Origin of the sequence: Alteromonas sp. V450 (genome assembly GCF_001885075.1) — a bacterium.
GTDB lineage: Bacteria > Pseudomonadota > Gammaproteobacteria > Enterobacterales > Alteromonadaceae > Alteromonas.
Map to the genome: position 1 here is coordinate 1,619,751 of NZ_MODU01000004.1, position 20,190 is coordinate 1,639,940.

General features: G+C 44.1%; 12 protein-coding genes and 1 pseudogene. 5 read left to right on the forward strand and 8 right to left on the reverse strand.

The genetic code is table 11. The features are described from left to right. Positions 1–96 precede the first annotated feature (96 nt). Complete coding sequence (locus tag BK026_RS07075) at positions 97–1,623, forward strand: ATP-binding cassette domain-containing protein (RefSeq protein WP_071815219.1); 1,527 nt, start codon at positions 97–99, stop codon at positions 1,621–1,623. 219 nt (positions 1,624–1,842) lie between these two features. Here the strand turns inward: BK026_RS07075 and BK026_RS07080 are convergent, their stop codons facing one another. The 8 genes and pseudogenes from BK026_RS07080 to BK026_RS07115 all read right to left on the reverse strand — a co-directional run bounded on the left by BK026_RS07080 (position 1,843) and on the right by BK026_RS07115 (position 15,202). Continuing rightward, positions 1,843–2,526 (reverse strand): DUF1826 domain-containing protein, encoded by a 684-nt coding sequence (locus BK026_RS07080; protein ID WP_071815220.1) that lies wholly within the window; start codon positions 2,524–2,526, stop codon positions 1,843–1,845. 1 nt (position 2,527) lies between these two features. Next, positions 2,528–3,729 (reverse strand): annotated as a pseudogene (gene zigA, locus BK026_RS07085) (zinc metallochaperone GTPase ZigA). A gap of 377 nt (positions 3,730–4,106) precedes the next feature. After that, positions 4,107–5,414, reverse strand: a complete 1,308-nt coding sequence (locus BK026_RS07090; RefSeq protein ID WP_071817539.1) for a short-chain fatty acid transporter — start codon at positions 5,412–5,414, stop codon at positions 4,107–4,109. 67 nt (positions 5,415–5,481) lie between these two features. Beyond that, on the reverse strand, positions 5,482–9,657 hold the full coding sequence (locus BK026_RS07095; RefSeq protein WP_256253714.1) for a hybrid sensor histidine kinase/response regulator: 4,176 nt from the start codon (positions 9,655–9,657) through the stop codon (positions 5,482–5,484). A 280-nt stretch (positions 9,658–9,937) separates the two neighbouring features. Then, on the reverse strand, positions 9,938–12,691 hold the full coding sequence (locus BK026_RS07100) for a pitrilysin family protein (RefSeq protein ID WP_071815221.1): 2,754 nt from the start codon (positions 12,689–12,691) through the stop codon (positions 9,938–9,940). Positions 12,692–12,867: 176 nt separating this feature from the next. Beyond that, the gene (locus BK026_RS07105; protein ID WP_071815222.1) at positions 12,868–13,170 is read right to left on the reverse strand and encodes a YfcL family protein; all 303 of its coding nucleotides are present in this window, start codon (positions 13,168–13,170) and stop codon (positions 12,868–12,870) included. Between the two features lie 116 nt (positions 13,171–13,286). Beyond that, complete coding sequence (locus BK026_RS07110) at positions 13,287–14,450, reverse strand: ATP-NAD kinase family protein (protein WP_071815223.1); 1,164 nt, start codon at positions 14,448–14,450, stop codon at positions 13,287–13,289. Beyond that, positions 14,447–15,202: an elongation factor P hydroxylase gene (locus BK026_RS07115; RefSeq protein WP_071815224.1), complete on the reverse strand. Its 756-nt coding sequence runs from the start codon at positions 15,200–15,202 to the stop codon at positions 14,447–14,449. The genes BK026_RS07110 and BK026_RS07115 overlap by 4 nt, the downstream gene beginning before the upstream one ends. 154 nt (positions 15,203–15,356) lie before the next feature. Here BK026_RS07115 and BK026_RS07120 point away from each other — a divergent pair, with 154 nt between their 5' ends. From BK026_RS07120 to BK026_RS07135, 4 genes are all read left to right on the forward strand, one after another. Continuing rightward, positions 15,357–16,067, forward strand: a complete 711-nt coding sequence (locus BK026_RS07120) for a hypothetical protein (protein WP_071815225.1) — start codon at positions 15,357–15,359, stop codon at positions 16,065–16,067. Between the two features lie 85 nt (positions 16,068–16,152). Then, positions 16,153–16,602 (forward strand): thioesterase family protein, encoded by a 450-nt coding sequence (locus BK026_RS07125; RefSeq protein WP_083575046.1) that lies wholly within the window; start codon positions 16,153–16,155, stop codon positions 16,600–16,602. After that, positions 16,599–17,837, forward strand: a complete 1,239-nt coding sequence (locus BK026_RS07130; protein ID WP_071815227.1) for a TIGR02281 family clan AA aspartic protease — start codon at positions 16,599–16,601, stop codon at positions 17,835–17,837. The genes BK026_RS07125 and BK026_RS07130 overlap by 4 nt, the downstream gene beginning before the upstream one ends. 83 nt (positions 17,838–17,920) lie before the next feature. Then, positions 17,921–20,182 carry a multiheme c-type cytochrome gene (locus BK026_RS07135; RefSeq protein WP_177247891.1) on the forward strand — a complete coding sequence of 754 codons (2,262 nt, stop codon included), beginning with the start codon at positions 17,921–17,923 and terminating at the stop codon, positions 20,180–20,182. Positions 20,183–20,190 lie beyond the last annotated feature (8 nt).

Below are 20,190 nucleotides of genomic sequence, written 5' to 3' on the forward strand. Positions count from 1 at the left end.
TTGAATGCAACAATAATCTAACAAGACTACGTTACCAGCTGGTCCCGTCTTCACAAAGTCTTATTCGCCATTGACAGGTAAACAGAAAACTTCACAATAGTGATACTTCATATTTTTTCGCGATCATCAATGTTGTACCTTTCCGAATTTCAAACAAAGCTTTCTAATCAATATATTACCCCGGCATTTTCGATATCACTCTGTGCTGAAAACGCACCTTCACACTTTCTAATTGCTGGTAGAAATAGTAGCGGGAAGTCGCTCTTAATTTCCGCGCTTGCCGGTAACGGAAAGGCAAAAAGCGGTAGTCGTGAATGTAATTCGGTTGTTGCAGAGGTATCGGTTCTAAAACAACAAACGTTAATTGAAGAAGAAAAACAAAAAGACAGCGCGGATATTTTAGACGTAATAGCTGAGCCAACGCAGGTTCGCGAACTATTCGCACGCGCTAATGACAACTATCAAAATCATCCGTACTACAACGAGCTTGCCTCGACTCTTAGAATTGAGCATTTACTCGATAATGCGTTTCTTTCACTTTCGACGGGTGAAACCCGCAAGATTATTATCATGTTGGCATGGTTAAGTAATGCCACTATTATTCTGATGGACGAACCCTTTGAAGGCTTAGATGTTGAAGCTGTTAGCGCGTTTAGTCATTTTCTTGTATCTCAGCAACAGGCCTCGTTGGTACTAACCGCCAACAAACTTTCAGATATTCCCAATAATATGCAAGCCCAGTTAATTGTCATGGATGCTTTAACCATTACGTGGAAATCTGAATGCAAACTCAGTTATACCGACTTGCGCTCAGAATTAAGTACGTGGTTTGCGCTAGAGTCTGATGATATTGATGTACCCGCTGCGCTTAATGTGAACAACAAATACGCTAATGATTTAAACGTAAACGAACCAAACCGCAATGTACATAACAGTGAATTAGATTCACTGCCCGACACCTTAATTCAGCTTAAAGATGGATTCGTGCGTTTCGATGGGCGAACTGTATTTGACAAACTAAACTTTACGCTTAATAAAAATGAGCATTGGCAGATCACTGGTCCTAACGGTTCAGGCAAAACCTGCTTACTTCAAATGTTTACTGGTGACAATTCCCATTGTTATACCAACGACTTAACAATATTTGGCATAAAACGTGGCACAGGCGAGAGCATATGGGACATTAAAAAGCACATTGGAATTATGTCGAATGCGCTGCACATGCAGTACAAAGTCAACCCAAGTGTTGAACACGTTATTATTTCAGGTTTCCACGACAGTATTGGTCTATACACCCACCCCACGCTTGCGGAGCGCACCGTGGCAGAGCAGTGGCTTGAAGTACTGGGTTTAAAACAGAAAAAGAACACGCCATTTCAGTCACTGTCGTTCGGCGACCAGCGGCTAGTGCTTATTGCTCGTGCTATGGTGAAGCACCCCGCTGTGCTTATTTTAGATGAACCCTTAAATGGTTTAGACGACTTCAACCGTCAAAAAGCGCTGAAGCTTATTGATATACTCGCTAACGCAGGCACGAGCACGCTGTTGTATGTAAATCACAATTCAGAAGAGCGTATCCCTAGTATTCAGAAAACGTTGAATATGAAAGACTATCAAGTTTAAAGATTGCTATTTAAAGCATAGGGCCCATGTACTTTTAGTTTTTTTCTGCGCTCGTGTGGCAAACACAACAAACCTACACTGCTTTTAATTAACAGCTATAGCCAACGGCAGAAATACGGTTTTTATTGAGAAAAGAAAAAAGCGCTATCACTAGGGAAACATTTGATAACTGTGATAGCGCAAAGGTAACTTGGGAAGAGGTGGGGCAGTTTCTGCTGCCTACATTGGATCTAATGTTAATAACACCCGTTGGGTATTGGGGTGTACTTTGCACGACCGGTGTACGGCGGCAAAATCTTCATGGCCCTGCCACGACTTTCCTTTAAGTAGGCCCACATCAAACGCCCCCATTTGTTTTACGCTGCTCTCTAGGTAGCGCTGCCCTAGCCTGTTTTTCAAAAGTCCCTGATTATGTTTTTCACCAAGCCCAATCATTGGGCTGGTAACTACACATTCTACCGGAAGCCACTCTGTACCTCCGCCTAGGTAGGTATTCACTAACCGAACAGGAATATTGTCAACGTGAAAGCTTGGACACATAGCCGAAGATAAGGGCACGAGCCTTACTCCAACACTTTCACAATTAAAAAGCGTGGTGAGCATGTCTGAAAGCAAATAAATATCGTTAATGGCTGCCTGTTTTCCTGAACTACTTCTTCCATCAGGTAACAGTTTTTCGATTTCCTCTTTCAGTGATGTTAAAGAGAAAACACCGCGGATCCCCATGCCTAACGCTCTAAAAACCTCATGATAATATTGCGAAATAAGTGACTCTTCGGGGCGAGTCCACACGGCAACACTGACTCCTTTTTCAACGATATCCCCCAGCACCATAGCATCGGCGCTAGAACGCCAAGAGCAGCTGTGTTCGAAAGCAATGTCGTGGTTCTGTAGTGCCTGCATATTAGTGCTCCCATGCAGGAAATGGATCAGGCATTTCGGCCCAAACATGATGACCTTGTATCAGCTGTTCATCTGTTAACAAGCAATTATTTAAGCGTTCAATAATCTCTTCTTTGCTAAGCCCTTGTCCTATGAATACAAGCTCTTGGCGCATGTCACCGAAAGGCTCCATCCATTGTTCTTCAATCGCGTTAAGGTATTCAGGATCTTCGGGCCACTGCTCTTTGGGTACGGCTTTCCAAAACAATCCAGCAGCGCCGTATCTCGCCATACCGCCAGCCTGGCTCCAGCTGCCAGCTAGTTGAGGACGTGTTGCCAACCAGAAAAAGCCTTTTGAACGAATTAATTTACCAGCAATATCTTTGCTATGTAGAAAATCATAAAACTTCTGCGGGTCGAACGGGCGTCGTGCTTCGTAAGTAAAGCTGCTGATACCAAACTCTTCTGTTTCTGGTACGTGCTCGCCGCGCATTTCTTTCAACCACCCCGGCGACTGCGCGCGCGCTCAAAACTAAATCGTCCTGTGTTCAGCACTTTATCGAGTGGCACTTTTCCATGCTCGATAGAAATTTGGGTTGCTTCGGTGTTAAGGGTTTGCAAAATACTTTTAAGACGCGCCAATTCTCGTTCAGAGACCAAGTCGGTTTTGCTTATTAGCAATATATCAGCAAACTCTACTTGTTCGATCAGCAAGTCTGCTACGCTCCGCTCGTCTTCCTCTCCCAAGCTCTCACCCACATCGTTGAGAAACTTGGCTTCATCATAGTCTTTAAGAAAATTCAATGCATCGACAACGGTAACCATGGTATCAAGGCGCGATATTTCTGATAAGCTTTTGCCGTCTTCATCGGCAAATGTAAAGGTTTCTGCTACCGGTAATGGTTCAGATATGCCGGTTGACTCGATAACCAGATAGTCGTATTTTCCTTCATGGGCTAAACGTTCAATCTCTTCAAGTAAGTCTTCTCGCAACGTACAGCAAATACACCCATTACTCATTTCAACTAGCTTTTCTTCGGCTCGATTGAAGCTCACTTCATTTTTAACCGTAGCAGCATCAATGTTGATTTCGCTCATATCGTTAACGATTACCGCCACTCTAAGCCCATCGCGATTATTGAGTATATGATTTAAAACGGTGGTTTTTCCTGCACCTAGAAAACCAGATAGCACAGTAACAGGAAGCTGATTTTGAACAGACATAACGACTCGCTTATTTTTATATTAAATTTTCAACCCCTAAAGATGTTATAACATAACAATTGAAATGAAAATGGCGATACGATTAATTTCTTGCAAAACACTCTCGAAATTGCCACTAGCCACGCTTTCGGTGACAACCTATTCTTTGACGAATTGCACTGACAAACTGAATAACTGCCTTGCTGAGTAACAATAGAAAATATCGCCATTATTCAACTAGGAGCCAAGAAACATTGAGTCAACCGTTGCCTAAAAAAGCATGCTTATACTGGCACGCATCAAAAAGACCGCGCTTTTAAAGAGACTCTATGCCTGACTTGCCCGACTCCTTTGTTTAACACAAGAAATAAGCAATCTATTGGGTAAGACAAACTCTCTTACACAAACCGCAAAATCAACGAAATTATCACACCGGTTACGATAAGTTGAACTAAGCAAAAACCCATAACATCTTTAGCTTTTAACCCCGCTATAGCAAGCACTGGCAGTGCCCAAAACGGCTGGATCAAATTAGTCCACGCATCACCCCAGGCTACCGCCATGGCGACTTTATTGATTTCGGCGCCCAGTTCAATGGCAGCGGGCACTATTACTGGGGCTTGCACCGCCCACTGACCTCCTCCCGAAGGCACAAAAATATTAACAATGCCTGCACTAACAAAACTCCATACTGGCAACGATTCTGCTGTTGCGAAGCTAATTAGCCACTGTGACATCGTTTGTGCTAGCCCTGACTGTACCATTACTGCCATAATTCCCGCATAAAAAGGAAACTGTATAATAATGCCACTGCCACCTTGAACCGCTTGTTGAAGACTATGCAATACATTACGTGGCGTTCCGTGAAGGACAATAGCGAGAAACAGAAATAACGTATTCACGATATTGAGATTAAGCCCGCCCCCTGATACAAAATAGTGAGTAAGGTATGCAAGCCCAGCAAAACCAACAAGTAAGCCAAGTACCTTGCTATTTTCGAGTTTGTCGGCAGGCCGTTCGTTTGATGCAGACGGTAGCGCGCTATCTTGTAGCTTTTCGCTATCGACAATGACGCTTTCAGACTTAGAAGGTAGCATTAATCGGTTAACAAGCGGAATGATCACAAACATGGTTGCTAGTAAAAGTAGATTGAAGCCACTAAAAATAGTCTCGCTGGTACTCACTACGCCAATTTGTGCTTCTGAAAAGTGACCAGGCGTTGCAATAGTGAGCGGCACAGAACCCGCTAAACCGCCATGCCATACAACGAAACCAGAATAAGCGCTTGCCACTAATAACCGATAATCTACTGTTACCTTTCTTGCTAAGGCCTTGGCAAACAATGCGCCAACAACAAGGCCAAAGCCCCAGTTTATCCAACTTGCTATTAGCGATACCACAGTAACCAGCACTATGGCGCTGCCTGCACTTTTGGCAAGATTCGCCAGCTTTTCAAGTAACGCCTTTACTAACGGTGTGCATGCCAACATAAACCCCGTCACCAGCACCAAGAGCATTTGCATTGAAAATGTGAGTAGCCCCCAGAACCCGTCTCCCCACTGCTGAATGGTGGTAAGTGGCGATTGGTTTTGAATGATTACCGCAAAAGTAAAGGTAATAAGAGTTAGCAATAATACGAAGATATAAGGGTCTGGCAGGTATCGCTCTACAAGTTTTACGAAGGGTTTGGACGCTCGATTTAGCACAAATACGCTCACATCTTGTTAAGAAGTTGTTGCATATTAACGTACCTTACTATCTTCTTGGTAGCGGCTATGGCGTTTTTCCTAGCCATTTGTGTAACGTTGAAATTACTTTTTCTTGGTCAATAGGCTTTGTGAGAAAATCGTCCATTCCCGATTGTAAGCACATTTCCCTGTCTCGTTGCATTGCGTTAGCCGTCATCGCTACAATTGGAATTGCTTTATACTGGTTTCCACCATCCCCCTCTCTAATTCGGCGTGTGGCCTCAAACCCGTCCATTTCAGGCATTTGGCAATCCATAATAACCAGCGAATATACCGTGCGACTACCGCATTTCTTGAGCAGTTCTAATGCCTCTCGACCGTTGTTTGCTACGCTCACGACAAAACCTTCACTTTCAAGTAAACTTTGCGCCACGAGTTGGTTAACTGCATTGTCCTCTACCAGTAAAATGCGCGCTCCACGTGACATGTGCTCTGTTGTTAGCGGCGCTGGATAAAGATGTTTTTCTGCATTTTGTTGCTCATTCGCCTTTTCATCATTCCACTGTAATTGAAACTGTTTTGCCTCACTGCCTTCCAGTGCAGTAATATAGTCGCATGTAGTTAGCGGTTTTGGAAAGCTTGCAAAAACGCGTGTTGCCCCATACTCAACAACACTTTCGACATCTTTGAACGCCGTCATTAGGATTAAACGCAACTCTGCATGCTGCTCGGTTGTCCGTGTTGCCTCACAAAAGCTTTCAATCGATTTTGCAGGCAACTTATTGTCAATAAACACTACGGTAATAGGTTGACAGCGAGTTAGTGCTTCCCGATAGCGCGCAACCCCTTCCGTTGCATTGGACGCAAGAGATACTTCGTTGCCCCACTGTTCCAGCTGCCGCTTCATAACGCGTTTATTTGACGCATTTTCGTCTATGATTAAACAGTGTGTTTGGGTGGCACTTAAACTGAGCGAGCATTCACCGTTTTCTGCCGGTTGAACCTCAATTTCAACCGTGAAACAACTTCCTTTACCAAGTTCACTGGTGACACTAATATCACCACCTAATAGTTCACATAGCTTTTTAGTGATGGTTAAGCCTAAGCCTGTACCACCATACCTGCGTGTGGTTGAAGCATCGACTTGGACGAATGCATCGAACAAATTCTTTAACTTATGCTCTTCTATTCCGATACCAGTGTCTTTTATTGAACAACGAAACAGTTGCCCCTCGCCGTTTTGAGAGGGCTCTGTTGCGGCGGTAATAACCAGTTCACCGTGCTGCGTAAATTTCACAGCATTACTTAACAAATTAGTCAGTATTTGCTGGATGCGATTGGGGTCTGAATTAACATTGGATGTGTTAATGCCCGTCACGTCAACAATAACCTCCACCCCTTTTTCTTGCGCGGTGTGGGAAATTGAACGAGAGAGACTTTCAATCAGGTGGCGCAAGTCAAAATCAACAAAATCTAATTCCAGCTTGTTTGCCTCAATTTTTGAAAAGTCCAATATGTCATTAATCAGCACAAGCAATGACTTTGCGCTGCCGTTGGCAATGTTCACGCGCTGTAATTGTTCTGGTGTAAGCGCGCTTTTTTCTAAAAGGCCAAGCATACCGATAACACCATTCATTGGCGTTCTTATTTCATGACTCATGTTAGCTAAAAACTCAGATTTAAGTTTGGTCGCCTCTTCCGCTCTCTCTAATGCTAACTTCAAGTCATTCGCTTGAGACTCTAATGATGCTGTTTTCTCAGAAACTTGAGATTCTAAAGCCTGCACAAATCTTTTTTGCCTGATAATTTCAATTTGATGCAGGCGCGTTCTTAAATAGACGAAGATAGTCACCAAAATGGCTAACAGTAGAAAGTAAATCGAATATGCCCACCATGTTTTCCAGGGCGCAGTCGCGACATGAATATTCACGGCTAGTCGTTTATCTCCCCATTTACCATTGGATTTTAAGGCCTTCACTAGCAGCGTATAGGTGCCACCATCTAAATTTGTGAAAGAGACACTGTTGCGGCTTCCAATATCAATCCACTGTTCGTCATAACCTTCAAGTTTATAAGCGAAATGAGCCCGCTTACTCTGAGAGAAATCTAGCAGAGCAAATTCAACGGAAAAGAAGGCATCTGTGTAGGAAAGAAAAATATCTGAGACGTAAGATAGGGGCTTATCAAGTGTGGTATCAGCGCCCATTTTGTTAAAACCAGTCAGTACGATATTGGCATCGAACGTGTCTGTTTGGCTTTTATTCAACGAAAAGTATTCAATGCCTCTTTGGCTGCTGGTAAAAAGAACATCATTTGCCGCTTTTAATAAACTATTTGAATAATAGTTTTTGCCCAAACCAAACGATTCACTGTTAAAACTCACAGCGCGCTGTTCATCGGCATCATACAGAAAAATGCCTTTGTTGGTAGTCATCCAAAGTGACCCATCAGAACTATCTGCTATTGCTCTAATCACCGTAGCAGGCACGCCATTTTTTTCATTTAAGTAAGTAAAATCAGACGATGCTGCATTGTATCGGAATAGCCCTGTTTGGGTAGCAATCCAGACATCACTATTGGCAGACTGGTGAATATCCTCGACGATGCTGTTTGGCAACAAGCCACTACTTTCAGATGCCAACTCGCCAAAAGAGCCAAACCCATTTTCATCTGGCTTCCATACGCTTATTCCTTTGCCAGTGCCTACCCACATATTGTTATTAGCATCTTTTAAAATTGTATGGATTTCAGGGTGTACCAGGCCATCTTTTGAGGTTAGATGTCGAAATTCTTCAGTTACTGTATTGTAAAGGTATACACCGTTTTTATACGTGCCTATCCAGAGGTTTTTTGCATTGTCCATGGCAAGCGCTCTGAATTCTCTGAACTGGCGATAATTACTGTTAGACTGGGGGTATTCAATACGCTTTACACTGCCACGCTTTCTATCAACTTTTGCCAGGTAATCGTCTTGCGCAACCCACAAGGTATGGTCATCTTCTCTAACAAGGATAGGTCGTTCGATAGCGCTATTTCTCTCATACCCTTCAAAGTTTGCAAATATCGATTCATAGCGCTTTTCAAGAATTTGTTCACCTGGCTTCCAAGAGTAAATCTCAGCGTTTGCAGTGGCGATAAGTAAGTCGCCATTTTGTTCTAGAGACAACCCGTTAGGCGCCGCCAATTCATCGCTATTTATCAATTTAACCTGACGACGTGGCACCAATTTAAAAATGCCGTGTACCTCACTGGTAATCCACTTCGTATGAGTATGATCTTCAAAGATTATGCGAAGGCCATTGCTATAACCAAAGTCCATTTTCTCGACCACATTTCCGTCGTTTGTATGACGGTAAAGACCATTAGTCGAAACAAACCATACCTCGCCATTATGATCCTCAATCATTGAGTTAACTTGACCAAGTGATTTTCCATCACGCGTCACTTGAGGAATAAAGATCCCCGTGTCAGGCAGAAACAAAAAAGGCCCATCTTGCGTGGCAACATATATCTGTCCCTGCGCTGTTTTTAATAACCCCCGAATTTCATTGGCGCCGGTTGCCGTTTCATTTTCGTTATCAGGAAAATAGTAACGCACAGAACCCGTATTTTTGTTCAGCAAATTAAGTCCAAAGCTTGTTGCTATCCAAAGCGCACCGCTGTCGGCGTCCAAGATATCCCACACGCGATTATGAGAGAGCCCTGGCTCATTGCCTTGTGCTTTTTTAATATGTTCGAACCTGCCATCTCCGATATATTTATTCAAACCCTCATCATAGGAGCCTAACCATATAGTTCCTGTTTGGTCGTGTAACAGAGATTGGATACGATTTGAAGAAAGTGATGAAGGATCTTCGGGGTTATGACGGAATTGCTCAAATGTTCCACGCGACGGATTGTATAAATTTGCCCCTCCGCCCCAAGTACCAATCCATATATTTCCATCGTTATCTAGCATCAAGTTACCGGCGTCGTTATGAGATAGTCCGTTACGCTTGTTACCTTCAGACTCAAATAAGGCGACTTGATTTCCGTCATATCTCATTACACCGTTTTCAGCGGTGCCAAACCATAAAAAGCCCTGACGGTCTTGAACTATTGAATAAATTTCAGATGATACAAACCCGTCTTCCTCAGTGAGAAGTTCTATGGCGTATTCGTTCATGAGTTTTTCAGAAGGGGCTGTCCTACTCAAAGCGCTATAAGAGATAACTATCAGCGCAACAAGTAATGTGCGCAGTAAAACAGCTTGGTTGATCATTGTATTAAACAGTATGAAATCTCAGATTCAGAGTGTGTGCGCGATTCTTAAGAAAAACCTTAGTTTAATTCTGAATAAATAGCCATTCAACGAAAGGTGCATTTATCGTGAGGTAGTAGTAAATCCACTTTAGAAAGCGTAGTTGAACATAAAAAAACCGACGCTATTCAATAAATTATTTCACAAACAAAAAAGCCGAGGATGCAACAGCCTACGCAATGGGAAAACCCATTTGTAGGTCTCGTTGCAAGCGCCCTCGGCTTTTTCTAAATGGTATCAGTTAGAGCTCATTCATACTCTTAACTGTCACTTCACCAATGCCTGCGGCTTCTACTTCAGCCTGTATTTTGCTTGCATCGCCGATAATGACCCATGTCAACTTATCCGTTTTTATGACCTCTTTGGCCGCTTCGCTCAAGTCCGCAACTGACAGGCTGTTGTACTTTTCAACTAACGACTCAGGATAGTCATATGCACGATTGAAACGATTGCTTGAAAGCAGGCTGTTCATAACTGAAACTGCCGTTTCAAATTGACCTGGTAGTGAACGAACAGAGTCTAATCTCGCTCTTTCTAACTCAAACTCAACTGGCGGCTTTTCACCAAGATAGGCATTAAGCTCTTTCTTAAGCTCTTGAAGCGACGGTCCTGTTTTATCGGTTTGAACCGGTGCGTAAACCATGAATGGACGTTGACCTCTCGCGTCTTGTAAGAAGGTGTAAGCACCATAAGACCATCCTTTGTCTTCACGCAAGTTCATGTTGACACGTGCAGTAAATGCGCCGCCAAGCGTCGTGTTCATTGCATCAATTGCAATATTATTTTCGGCACCCGTTGATGGCGCTAGGTGCGCAGCAAGGATTAACGACTGCTGAGATCCCGGTCTGTCAATGATAATAGCTTGACCTTTTTCCGGCAGGCTTGCCGTTGCAATCTGTTTGCTGCCTTTAGATCCCGATACTTTCCATTTGCCGAATTCTTTCTCGAGCATTGGTTTTATTTCTTTCATACTGGTATCGCCTACAACAAAAATTGTCGCGTTATCAGGGCGAAGCCATGTATTTTTGAAATTCACCAAATCGCTACGGGAGATTGCTTTCACGTCTTCAGCAGTGCCTGTCCCTGTGAAAGGAATGCCATAGGCATGGTCATCACCATAGATGAGCGGCGGCAGTAAAGTAAGCGCAATGCTAATTGGGCGTGTTTTCTGCTGTGCAATACTGTTAAGTAAAAGTGCACGTTGACGTTCAATTTCTTCGTTGTCAAACGTTGGATCTTTTATAATATCACCTAAAATAGACAACGACGGCTTCATATTTTCTTTGAGCATTGACATACTTACTGTCGTTGTATCCAGGTTTGAGCCACTGCCTAGATTTGTACCCAGCTTTTCTAACTCTGCCGCCAGTTCAAGGGCATCGTAGTCTCCGGCACCTTCGTCTAGCATACGTGTAGTAAAGCTCGCTAACCCCAGTTTTCCACCCGCGTCAGCTGCGTATCCGGCGTCAAATTGAAGCGCAACATTAACCAAAGGAACGGTTGCGCGCTGTGCAAACACAACATTTATACCATTAGAAAGCGTGGTTTGCTCTACGTCTGGAAAGCTCAATTGAGTTTCCGTGTCGATTGATGGAAGCCCTGTTGAACGGTCTACGCCCTCTGCTGTTGCAGCATGCTCAATAAAGGGTACTACAGTAATTTGGTGCCACCCTTCTTTGAGCCACTCATTAGCAGCTGCTTTCACGGCTTTAGGCGTCGCGCTTTCTAACTCTGCCAATTCTGTTTTGAAGTAATTTGGGTCCCCAGCAATATACTCGCCCGATGCAAGCGTATCAGCTTTACCGCCAAAACCACCTACTTCTTCAAGACCACGGATAATAGATGCTCTAGACTTAGTCGAAACTAATTTAACCTCATCTTTGCTCGGCCCTTTACGCAGGAAATTGGCAATAACTTTATCCATTTCCTTCTCAACTTGCGCTACATCAACGCCGTCTTTCACATCAACAGTAACACCAAAAATTGAAGCCATTTGAAGCTCGTAATTAAATACAGAGGCGTTAGTCGCTAACTGCTTGTCATAAACAAGTTCTTTATATAGACGTGAGTTTTTGCCATCGCCGAGCACGCTAGCAGCAATGAACAAGTCGGTCGCTGTTGGCGATGTATTTTGCGGTGAAACCCATAGTCGATAAATACGAGACTGCGGCACTTTATCTTGGATAACTTCCCGAGTATTCACGGTGCGGTTTGGCACCCAGGCTTCCCACTTTGATAGTGCTGGACCTGGCTCAATGTCTCCAAAATATTTGTTTACAAGGGGTTTGGCTTCATCCGCATTGATATCGCCACTAAGCACTAAGATAGCGTTATTAGGGCCATAATATTGATTAAACCAGTCCTTAACATCGTCTAGTGACGCAGAATTAAGGTCTTCCATTGAGCCAATGACTGGATGATGGTAAGGATGCTCATCTGGGAAAAGCGCTTTAATAATGTGAGTAAACACGCTGCCGTATGGCTGATCTTCGCCTTGACGCTTCTCGTTTTGAACTACGCCACGCTGCTCGTCTAGCTTTTCTTGAGTTACCGCACCTAGCAGGTGCCCCATACGATCTGATTCCATCCACAATATGCGGTCGAGCGCAGGTGTTGGTACAGTTTGGAAATAGTTAGTTCTATCAAAGCTTGTGGTGCCGTTTAATCCTGTCGCACCTGCCTCTTGCAAAGGTCCAAACCACTCGTCGTCGTAGTTTTCAGAACCGTTGAACATAAGGTGTTCAAAAAGGTGAGCGAAACCTGATTTGCCCTGCGGCTCGTCTTTAGAGCCAACTTTGTACCAAACGGCAACTGCCACAACAGGGGCTTTTCTGTCTTCGTGGACGATAACCGTCAAACCGTTATCTGTCGTAAACTTTTCATAATCAATATTGATATCATCGTTTGCGATAGCCGAGCTCAACGCTACGCTGCTAATAGCCACCGCACCAAAGCCTAGCCTAAAGCTTTTGGTTAGATGTTTTAATAAAGTCATCCTAATTTCCTTTAAATTATTATATGCATGATTTGCTAAAGGTGGAGATAAACCAAACTAACAATAAATCATTTCTCGTAATAATAAAGTAAAGAAAATTAGTAAACTGTAACGGATTGTAAACGACGAGGGGTGGCCGTGAAATTCACATTAAACACATTGTCGAAGTCGACAATTTAAACGCAAACTTTGTTTAGCATCCTGTTCCAAAGCGCAACTACTTTTTCAGCGTCATCCTCTTCTAACTCTTTATTTTGAAAAGCGTTAGTGAGGCTTTTTGTAACTTTGGTGTGTAGTAATTCTATTGATGCTTCTTTAGCCATTTCCAGTTGGCGTGCCTCAACGGCGAAGTGGCCCTGTAGATAGCTAGCAATAAATAATTCATCATCACTGCCATGATTAACGACATCGTCCAGAGCAGCTTCAATATCGGCAATGGCTTTAATAACTTCTTGCGGTGCCGCAGCAGGTGGTAACACGTTATTCTCCTATTAATTAAAACTAAATTAAGCAATGCTAACGTAGGATGTAAGCACGCTAAATAATGCTTCAGCATCAGTCATTGCTTAAGTTAAACTGATGTGCAAAACGCCATTCACACCGCTTGGCAAAGTACTTTATCTTTGTAACCTGTAATGACGGTAAACGGGCCGGCGAGCTCAGCGTCTAATGCTGCATCGTTTGAGTCTAGGCGCAGCGGCTTACCGTTTAAGGCCTGTAACTTTTGTTTAGTGGCAACGACAAGCATATTCTTTTTGCCAATTTGACGTATAAAAGCAGGGCTTAACTGCTGATTTCCGCGCCCCAGTATGTGGCCCTGACCTCCGATAACCGTCAAAATAACTTTGGTGGGTTTGTCGTTAGTCAGCGCAATCAGTTCGCTGGCAGTCACGTCACTTGCGACTAACTCTCCTTGCTTGACCACGTCCACACCTAACAAGGTGTTGTCGAGGCCCAAAAAGTCCATAATTGCGCCAACGGTAGAGCCCGACCCCATGACAAAATAGGTGTCGGGCTCATCGTCCATAATTTCGCTAACATAAGCGGCAATATCATCGAGCACCAAGGCCTCGTCTTCTTTGCCGCCCATTTTTACTGCCTGAACGTAAGTAAGTTCTGCGGGTACGCGCATTTCACCGTAATGCTTTGCAATAACTTTACCTTCGCGAAATGCGTTTTCGTCAATGTCACGTACTTCGGCGTCCATTTCACTCACAAGTTCGCCTGCAATCATTTGACTTACCACCTGTCCTGCCGCTGACGGCGACACACAATAAACACCAGAGTGAATTTTACAACCTGCAGGCACACCTAACACAGGCACCTGTGTGCCAACTACACTACAGATATTACGCGCTGTGCCGTCGCCGCCTGCAAAAAGCAGCAAGTCGACGTTTGCGTCAACCATTGCTTTAGCTGCGCGCTCTGAATCTTCACCTTCGGTTTGCTCTGCAATAGCTGTGTAGATAACTTCACAGGGAATACCTAAAGACTCACATACGGTTTCGCCCATGTCGCCTGAGGCTGTAACCACTGTGAACTGGCCTGACAACGCCTCTAGAATACTGAGTGCTTTTGCCATTTTTTCATTGGCTTTTTTCTCTGCGCCCATGGCCAGTGCTTTTTCTCGAATTTCAGCACCGTCGCTGCCTTTAAGTGCAAGGGCTCCACCGATGCCGGCAAAGGGGTTCACTACAACGCCCAATTTGAATTTAGGTTTGCTATCAGACATTGATTGGCTAAGATGAGCTTGATTCATTCGGCATCTACTCCTATCCCGTTACCTAATTCACTGCTTACAGCACGTTGGCAGGAATCTGTTGATGTACGGTTAATTATGTTGGTATTTACAACACGGTTAGGCCACCCAGATACCTTACCTGTGCCGAACACAGACAGCAGCGCATTAATAAATCGCTCAGCCCGGGGAGGAAAGCCCTCGGATTTATAACGTTTAAGCTGAGCGGCTACGTTGCGGGTAAAGCCCTCTCGGTCGGGCTCTGCACCATTTAGATTATCCGTACTTACCTGAAACGTCCTTCCTGCCGCTTCTGTAAACGCCCACTCAATGGCTTGGGGCTTAACTTCTACTTTTTCGAAGTCAGCTTGCTGCGCTGCATCTCGTCCGTCTGGGCAATACCAGTAACCGTAATCTTCTAATAGTCGACGCTTTTCCCCTGCAATGCACCAGTGCGCTATTTCATGTAGGGCACTTGAAAAGAACCCATGGGCAAACACAATTTGATGGTAAGGCTTGGCGCCGCCTGCGGGAATATAAATAGGTTCGTCATCACCTAAAACTAAGCGCGTATTGAAGTCTTTGAATGTAGAATTAAATAACGTAATTAATGCGGGGACCTCGGGGTCTTTTTCTAAGCAGGATGTACTTGCAGGCGTTTCTTGATGCATGATCGCTTTTTCACTTGCCAGGTTTGCAGCATCGGAACGCTTGGTGTCTATATTTTTAGTTTCAATCTTGTCAAACAGAGCGTGACTACCGGCGATGTTCATAACGAGTAATAAATTCTACACAACAGAGCTATAGTAATGGCCATGGAGTATACCAGTAAAACTTTGGCTTCTCACTTGAAAGGCACGCTTGCTTAGGTCAATCTAGGTTTACAACAGCGAACAAGCCACGTTAGCTCAATAGGGAGTTTGTCATTTGGCGCAAGAAATAATCAAACATATTCATCGGGTAAATGCCCTTCGTGACTTAGCCAATCAGTTGGGCATTATGCCTATCATCCACCAGCTGCAGCATTGGCAATGCGAGCGCTTGCTGGTCACGCACGATGACTTGGCGCAGCAAAAGCGTTATCAAAAAGCCATGGCGTTCTTTGTAGATGAATTGTACGGGCCGAAAGATTTTAGCCAGCGCGACGCTGACTTAGTTCGCGTTATTCCAAAGCTCGCAAAAGTACTCCCGGACAAAGCCATGAACGCCATGGACGACGCATTATCCTTAAATGCATTATCATTTGATTTAGATATGGCGATGGCCCAGTTTTTACAAAGTCGCTTTCCTGGAGAAAACATCAACCGAGATAACTACGCCTTGGCTTATCGCAATGTGGGCAGGATGGAAGATAGAGCGCATCAAATTGATATAATCTCCCACTTAGGCGATCAACTCTCTGATGTAATAAAGATTCGTGGTATTGGTATGTTGATTTCGTTATCTCGTCGTCCAGCCAAACTTGCGGGCTTGCTAGCCCTACATGAGTTTTTAGAGCGCGGCTTTAATGCATTCAAAGCATTAGGTGATGTGCAGAGCTTTATACAGCCGGTGTTGGTGCGTGAAAAGGCGATAATGCAGACGTTATTGAGTGACGAGTTGACGTTACCTGAAGATAACCCTCTGCCCGTGGTTTAGAGCAATATTCCAGATAGTCAGAAAAAAGAGTTAAATGATCAGAGTAAAGTGTAAGTTCAGAGCAATAAATGATTAGGAAAAAGATTTGAGTACACCAGCGCTTAATTGGATGTTAGACAGCCCCTACGTGCAGCAGTGGCATATTGATAAAACGCACATCGACCACTATCAGCACGTAAACAATGTGGCATACCTGTCGCAATTAGAAAGTTTAGCATGGGCTCATTCAAACGCGCTTGGCTTGCAGTTTGCCGATTATCAATCGCTAAACCGTGGCATGGTCATAAAACGTCACGAGCTAAACTACCACCTGCCAACACACCTTGGCGATACGTTAGAGTGCGCTACCTGGATAGTACATTGCGACAGCAAATTGACGTTGAAACGCCAGTTTCAATTTATCTGCCCAAAGCGCAACAAAACCGTATTTGATGCTATCACCACATTCGTGTGCGTTAGCCTTGATACGGGCGCCCCAAAGCGGATGCCTAAGCAATTCGTGGACATATATGGCAAAGCGTGTGTGGCACTATGAAAACATGGATAGCGGTAGTGATTTCGTTTCTTCTTTTTGTGTCGCTAGGCATCAACGTTTACCTGTGGCTTAGTTTAAAGCAGCATAACAAAAACGCGTATGAAATAGAGACAGGCTACGAGCATCGTTTAGAGAGCGAAAATCAGCCAGAAGCCCATTCTCAGTCTTGGGATAAAACTCAGGTAAAAGAAAGAACTGAGCCTTTCAACAATGAGCGCTCTCCTGCTTACGCTTCAAGCGGGACAGGCATTAACAAGCCATCAAATGAACCTGAAGGTCAGCGCTCATTCTCACCCCACGTAGACCAAGAAAAATTAGAATCACTCACCACCCTTCTCGATAACGGGCAGTATCCGTTGCTCGCCACAGAGCTTACAAAGTATTTAAAAAATGATCCGTTCAACGAATCGCTGCTATTGCTAGAAGGTGAACTGATTGAGTTAACTAAGCCTCTCCCTACAGCGATCGTGCACTACTACGACTTGGCTGAACTGCCTCTTTCAATTGGAACTCTTGCATTTATCGACACAAAAATTGCTACCTTGTATCAACACGCGCAGATCCAGTTAAGCCGAGACGAACAATGGGAACTGGTGGCAAAGCTGAATGAACCCTTGTATCAGCGCATACCCGATGCGAAACATTACACGCTGAATTTGGCAGAAGCCTACGCTTATCAGCAAAAGCTTACGTTAATGGAAGACGTGCTTGCTGCACTTCCATTAAACGACAGAGACGCTAATATCATTCGCAATAAAGCCTATGATATGCGCGATATTGCCAACGCAGACGCTGCGGAGGTCAAGAGTCAAACAGAGCCAACAGGCGCTGAAGCCGCACGTTATCAAACCCGTGTAGCCTTAGAGCGCATTGGCGATCAATATCGCCTTGAAGCAAAGGCGCTTAATCAAAAAGCCACCATGATTCTAGATACGGGTGCCAGCACAACAGCAATATCGTCACGACTATTCGCTCGCTTAGGTCGTATGCGAAACCTCACGTTTATCGGTAACTTCAACATTAGAACCGCGTCAGGAACCATTGAAGCCCCTCTGGTACAAATACCGCGATTTTACTTTGCTGGCTACGAGTTCAACGACGTTTCTGCCATCGTGCTACCCGAAGACGCGTTACCCGATTCTGATGGATTGTTGGGAATGAACGTTCTAGGTCAGTTTGACTTTGCGATAATGCCCCAGTCTAGTGAATTGATTTTGACTGAGCGGGGTGAGTAACACTTTAGTCAACGAAAGCGTGGAATATAAAAACTATTATTGTGATACAGTATAGCCGTTAATCGAAAGTCATGGATGTAGTAGTGTCGCGGTTGTTATCACTCTTTGTTTTATTCACGCTGTCAACAAGTGTCTTTGCTGTTGCACAAGCACAAGAAGCCGCAAATTGCGTAAGCTGTCATGAAGAGCAAGTTGAACAGTGGAAAATATCTGATCACGCCAAAGCAATGGGCCATGCTACTAATTCGTCAGTGCTTGGTAACTTTGACAATACAACTACTAGACATTTCACACAAACTGCGTACTTTTTCAAAAGCGGCAGCAAATTCTTCGCAAAGTTAACAGAAGGCGATGTTACAACAACCTATCCCATCTCCTATGTCTTTGGGCACTATCCGCTGCAGCAATATCTAGTAGAAACGCAGCACGGGCAATTTCAGGTTTTTCCCTTTGCATGGGATGCACGTGACAGCAAAGTAGGCGGTCAACGCTGGTATCCCAATTATTCATCAGAAGATATCGCCACCAACGACAGGTTGCATTGGAAACAACCATTGCAAAACTGGAACGGTATGTGTGCTGACTGTCATTCTAGCGGCTTAACGCGTAATTTTGATACCGACACCCTCTCATTTGACAGCCAGTTTGATGAAATTAACGTATCGTGCAAATCTTGCCACGGCGATATGTTGTCACACGCAGACATTAACAATGGTGATTTTGAGCAAAAAGGCGCTGAACTTAGCCACGTACGAGGGGCTGTTAGTAAATCTCGTAAAAAATCAGGTGAAAATTTCGCGATAAGACCTCACACACTATCGCGAAAGGAGCAAGCATCGTTAGGGAAATGGTTGTTAAAAGAAGGAAGTCGTATTGCAACATGGCATGAAGAAAAAGATGGCGAACTTGTTCCAGCGTCCCGGGACAATGCGTTTATGGATACCTGTTTCGCCTGTCATTCACTTCGCAGTACGCTTACTGATGGTATCAAGCCACAGCAACCTTTTTTAGACCAGTTTACCCCTTCGCTGCTGCTCTCCCCGCTCTACTTTGCAGACGGTCAGATTAGAGAAGAGGTATATGTTTACGGTTCGTTTTTGCAAAGCCGGATGTATGAGGCAGGCGTTAGCTGTATCGACTGTCACAATCCCCACTCTATGAAGCTTAAAATAGAAGGTAACGGCTTGTGTTTGCAATGCCATTCAGTCGCTACGTATCAGGGTGAAACCCACAGTAAACATGCAGAAAGTGAAGAGGCTAATCAGTGCGTCAACTGCCATATGCCAACCCGCACATACATGGGAGTAGATGCAAGACGCGACCACAGTTTCAGCATTCCAAACCCGCATATTTCAACTAAAACGGGAGCCCCAAACGCATGTTTAAATTGCCATGACAAAGATAATGTGTGGGTATCGAAGCAACTAACACAATGGTACGGAAGAGATTCTACCCTAAGTAGGATTGAAGAAGATTACGTGTCACTTATGCATGGCGATAGTTTTAATAATCAAGCTATATTACGCATTGCACGCTCAACTTCGTTGCCTGTAATAAAGCGAGCAACGGCGTTAACCATGCTCCCTTCAACTAATCAGCCGCTAAGTAGTAAAGATTTACGATATTTCATCCAAAGTAAGGAACCGCTAATTAGATTAGCGGCAGCGCAAGCCGGCCGCGCTCTTCCACTTCATGAACGAATGAAAACGTACGTCAAATTACTAGATGACGAATATCGAGCCATTCGCATTGCGGCGGCAAACAACCTCATTGGTTCGAGTCTAAAAAGCAAAAGCTTTAGGAGCGCGCTGTCAGAACTGACTTTGTCAAATAAGATAAATCAATGGCGTGGTGAAGGTAGCCTGAATCAAAGTTTAGTTGAATACAAGTTAGGTAATGTTAGTCAGGCAGAAGTATTATTAAAACAAGGGATCGGTGTAGACCCATACTTTGAAGCCAATTATATAAATCTTGCAGAGCTTTACCGTGCTCAGCACAAAACACAGTTAGAAAAACAGATCTTACTCGATGGGGCTGAAAACATGCCCAAGAGCGATTTATTCAATTACGCTCTCGGAATGTTTTATATTCGAAATCAAGATAAACCAACTGCGATCACTTACTTTAAGAAAGCCACAGCACTTGCACCGAATAAACCACAAAATTGGTATATCTATGCACTTGCACTAGATAGTATTGGTGAAACCGAAACGGGGATTAGCATTTTGAAAAATGTCATTACCACCACCCCAGATAGTTCCCTTGTTAAACTAGGCTTGTCATTGTCACAGAAACTCAGCGATGAAGACTCAACACGCTTTTTTCAATCAAAAATGAGACAGTAGACTGCTCA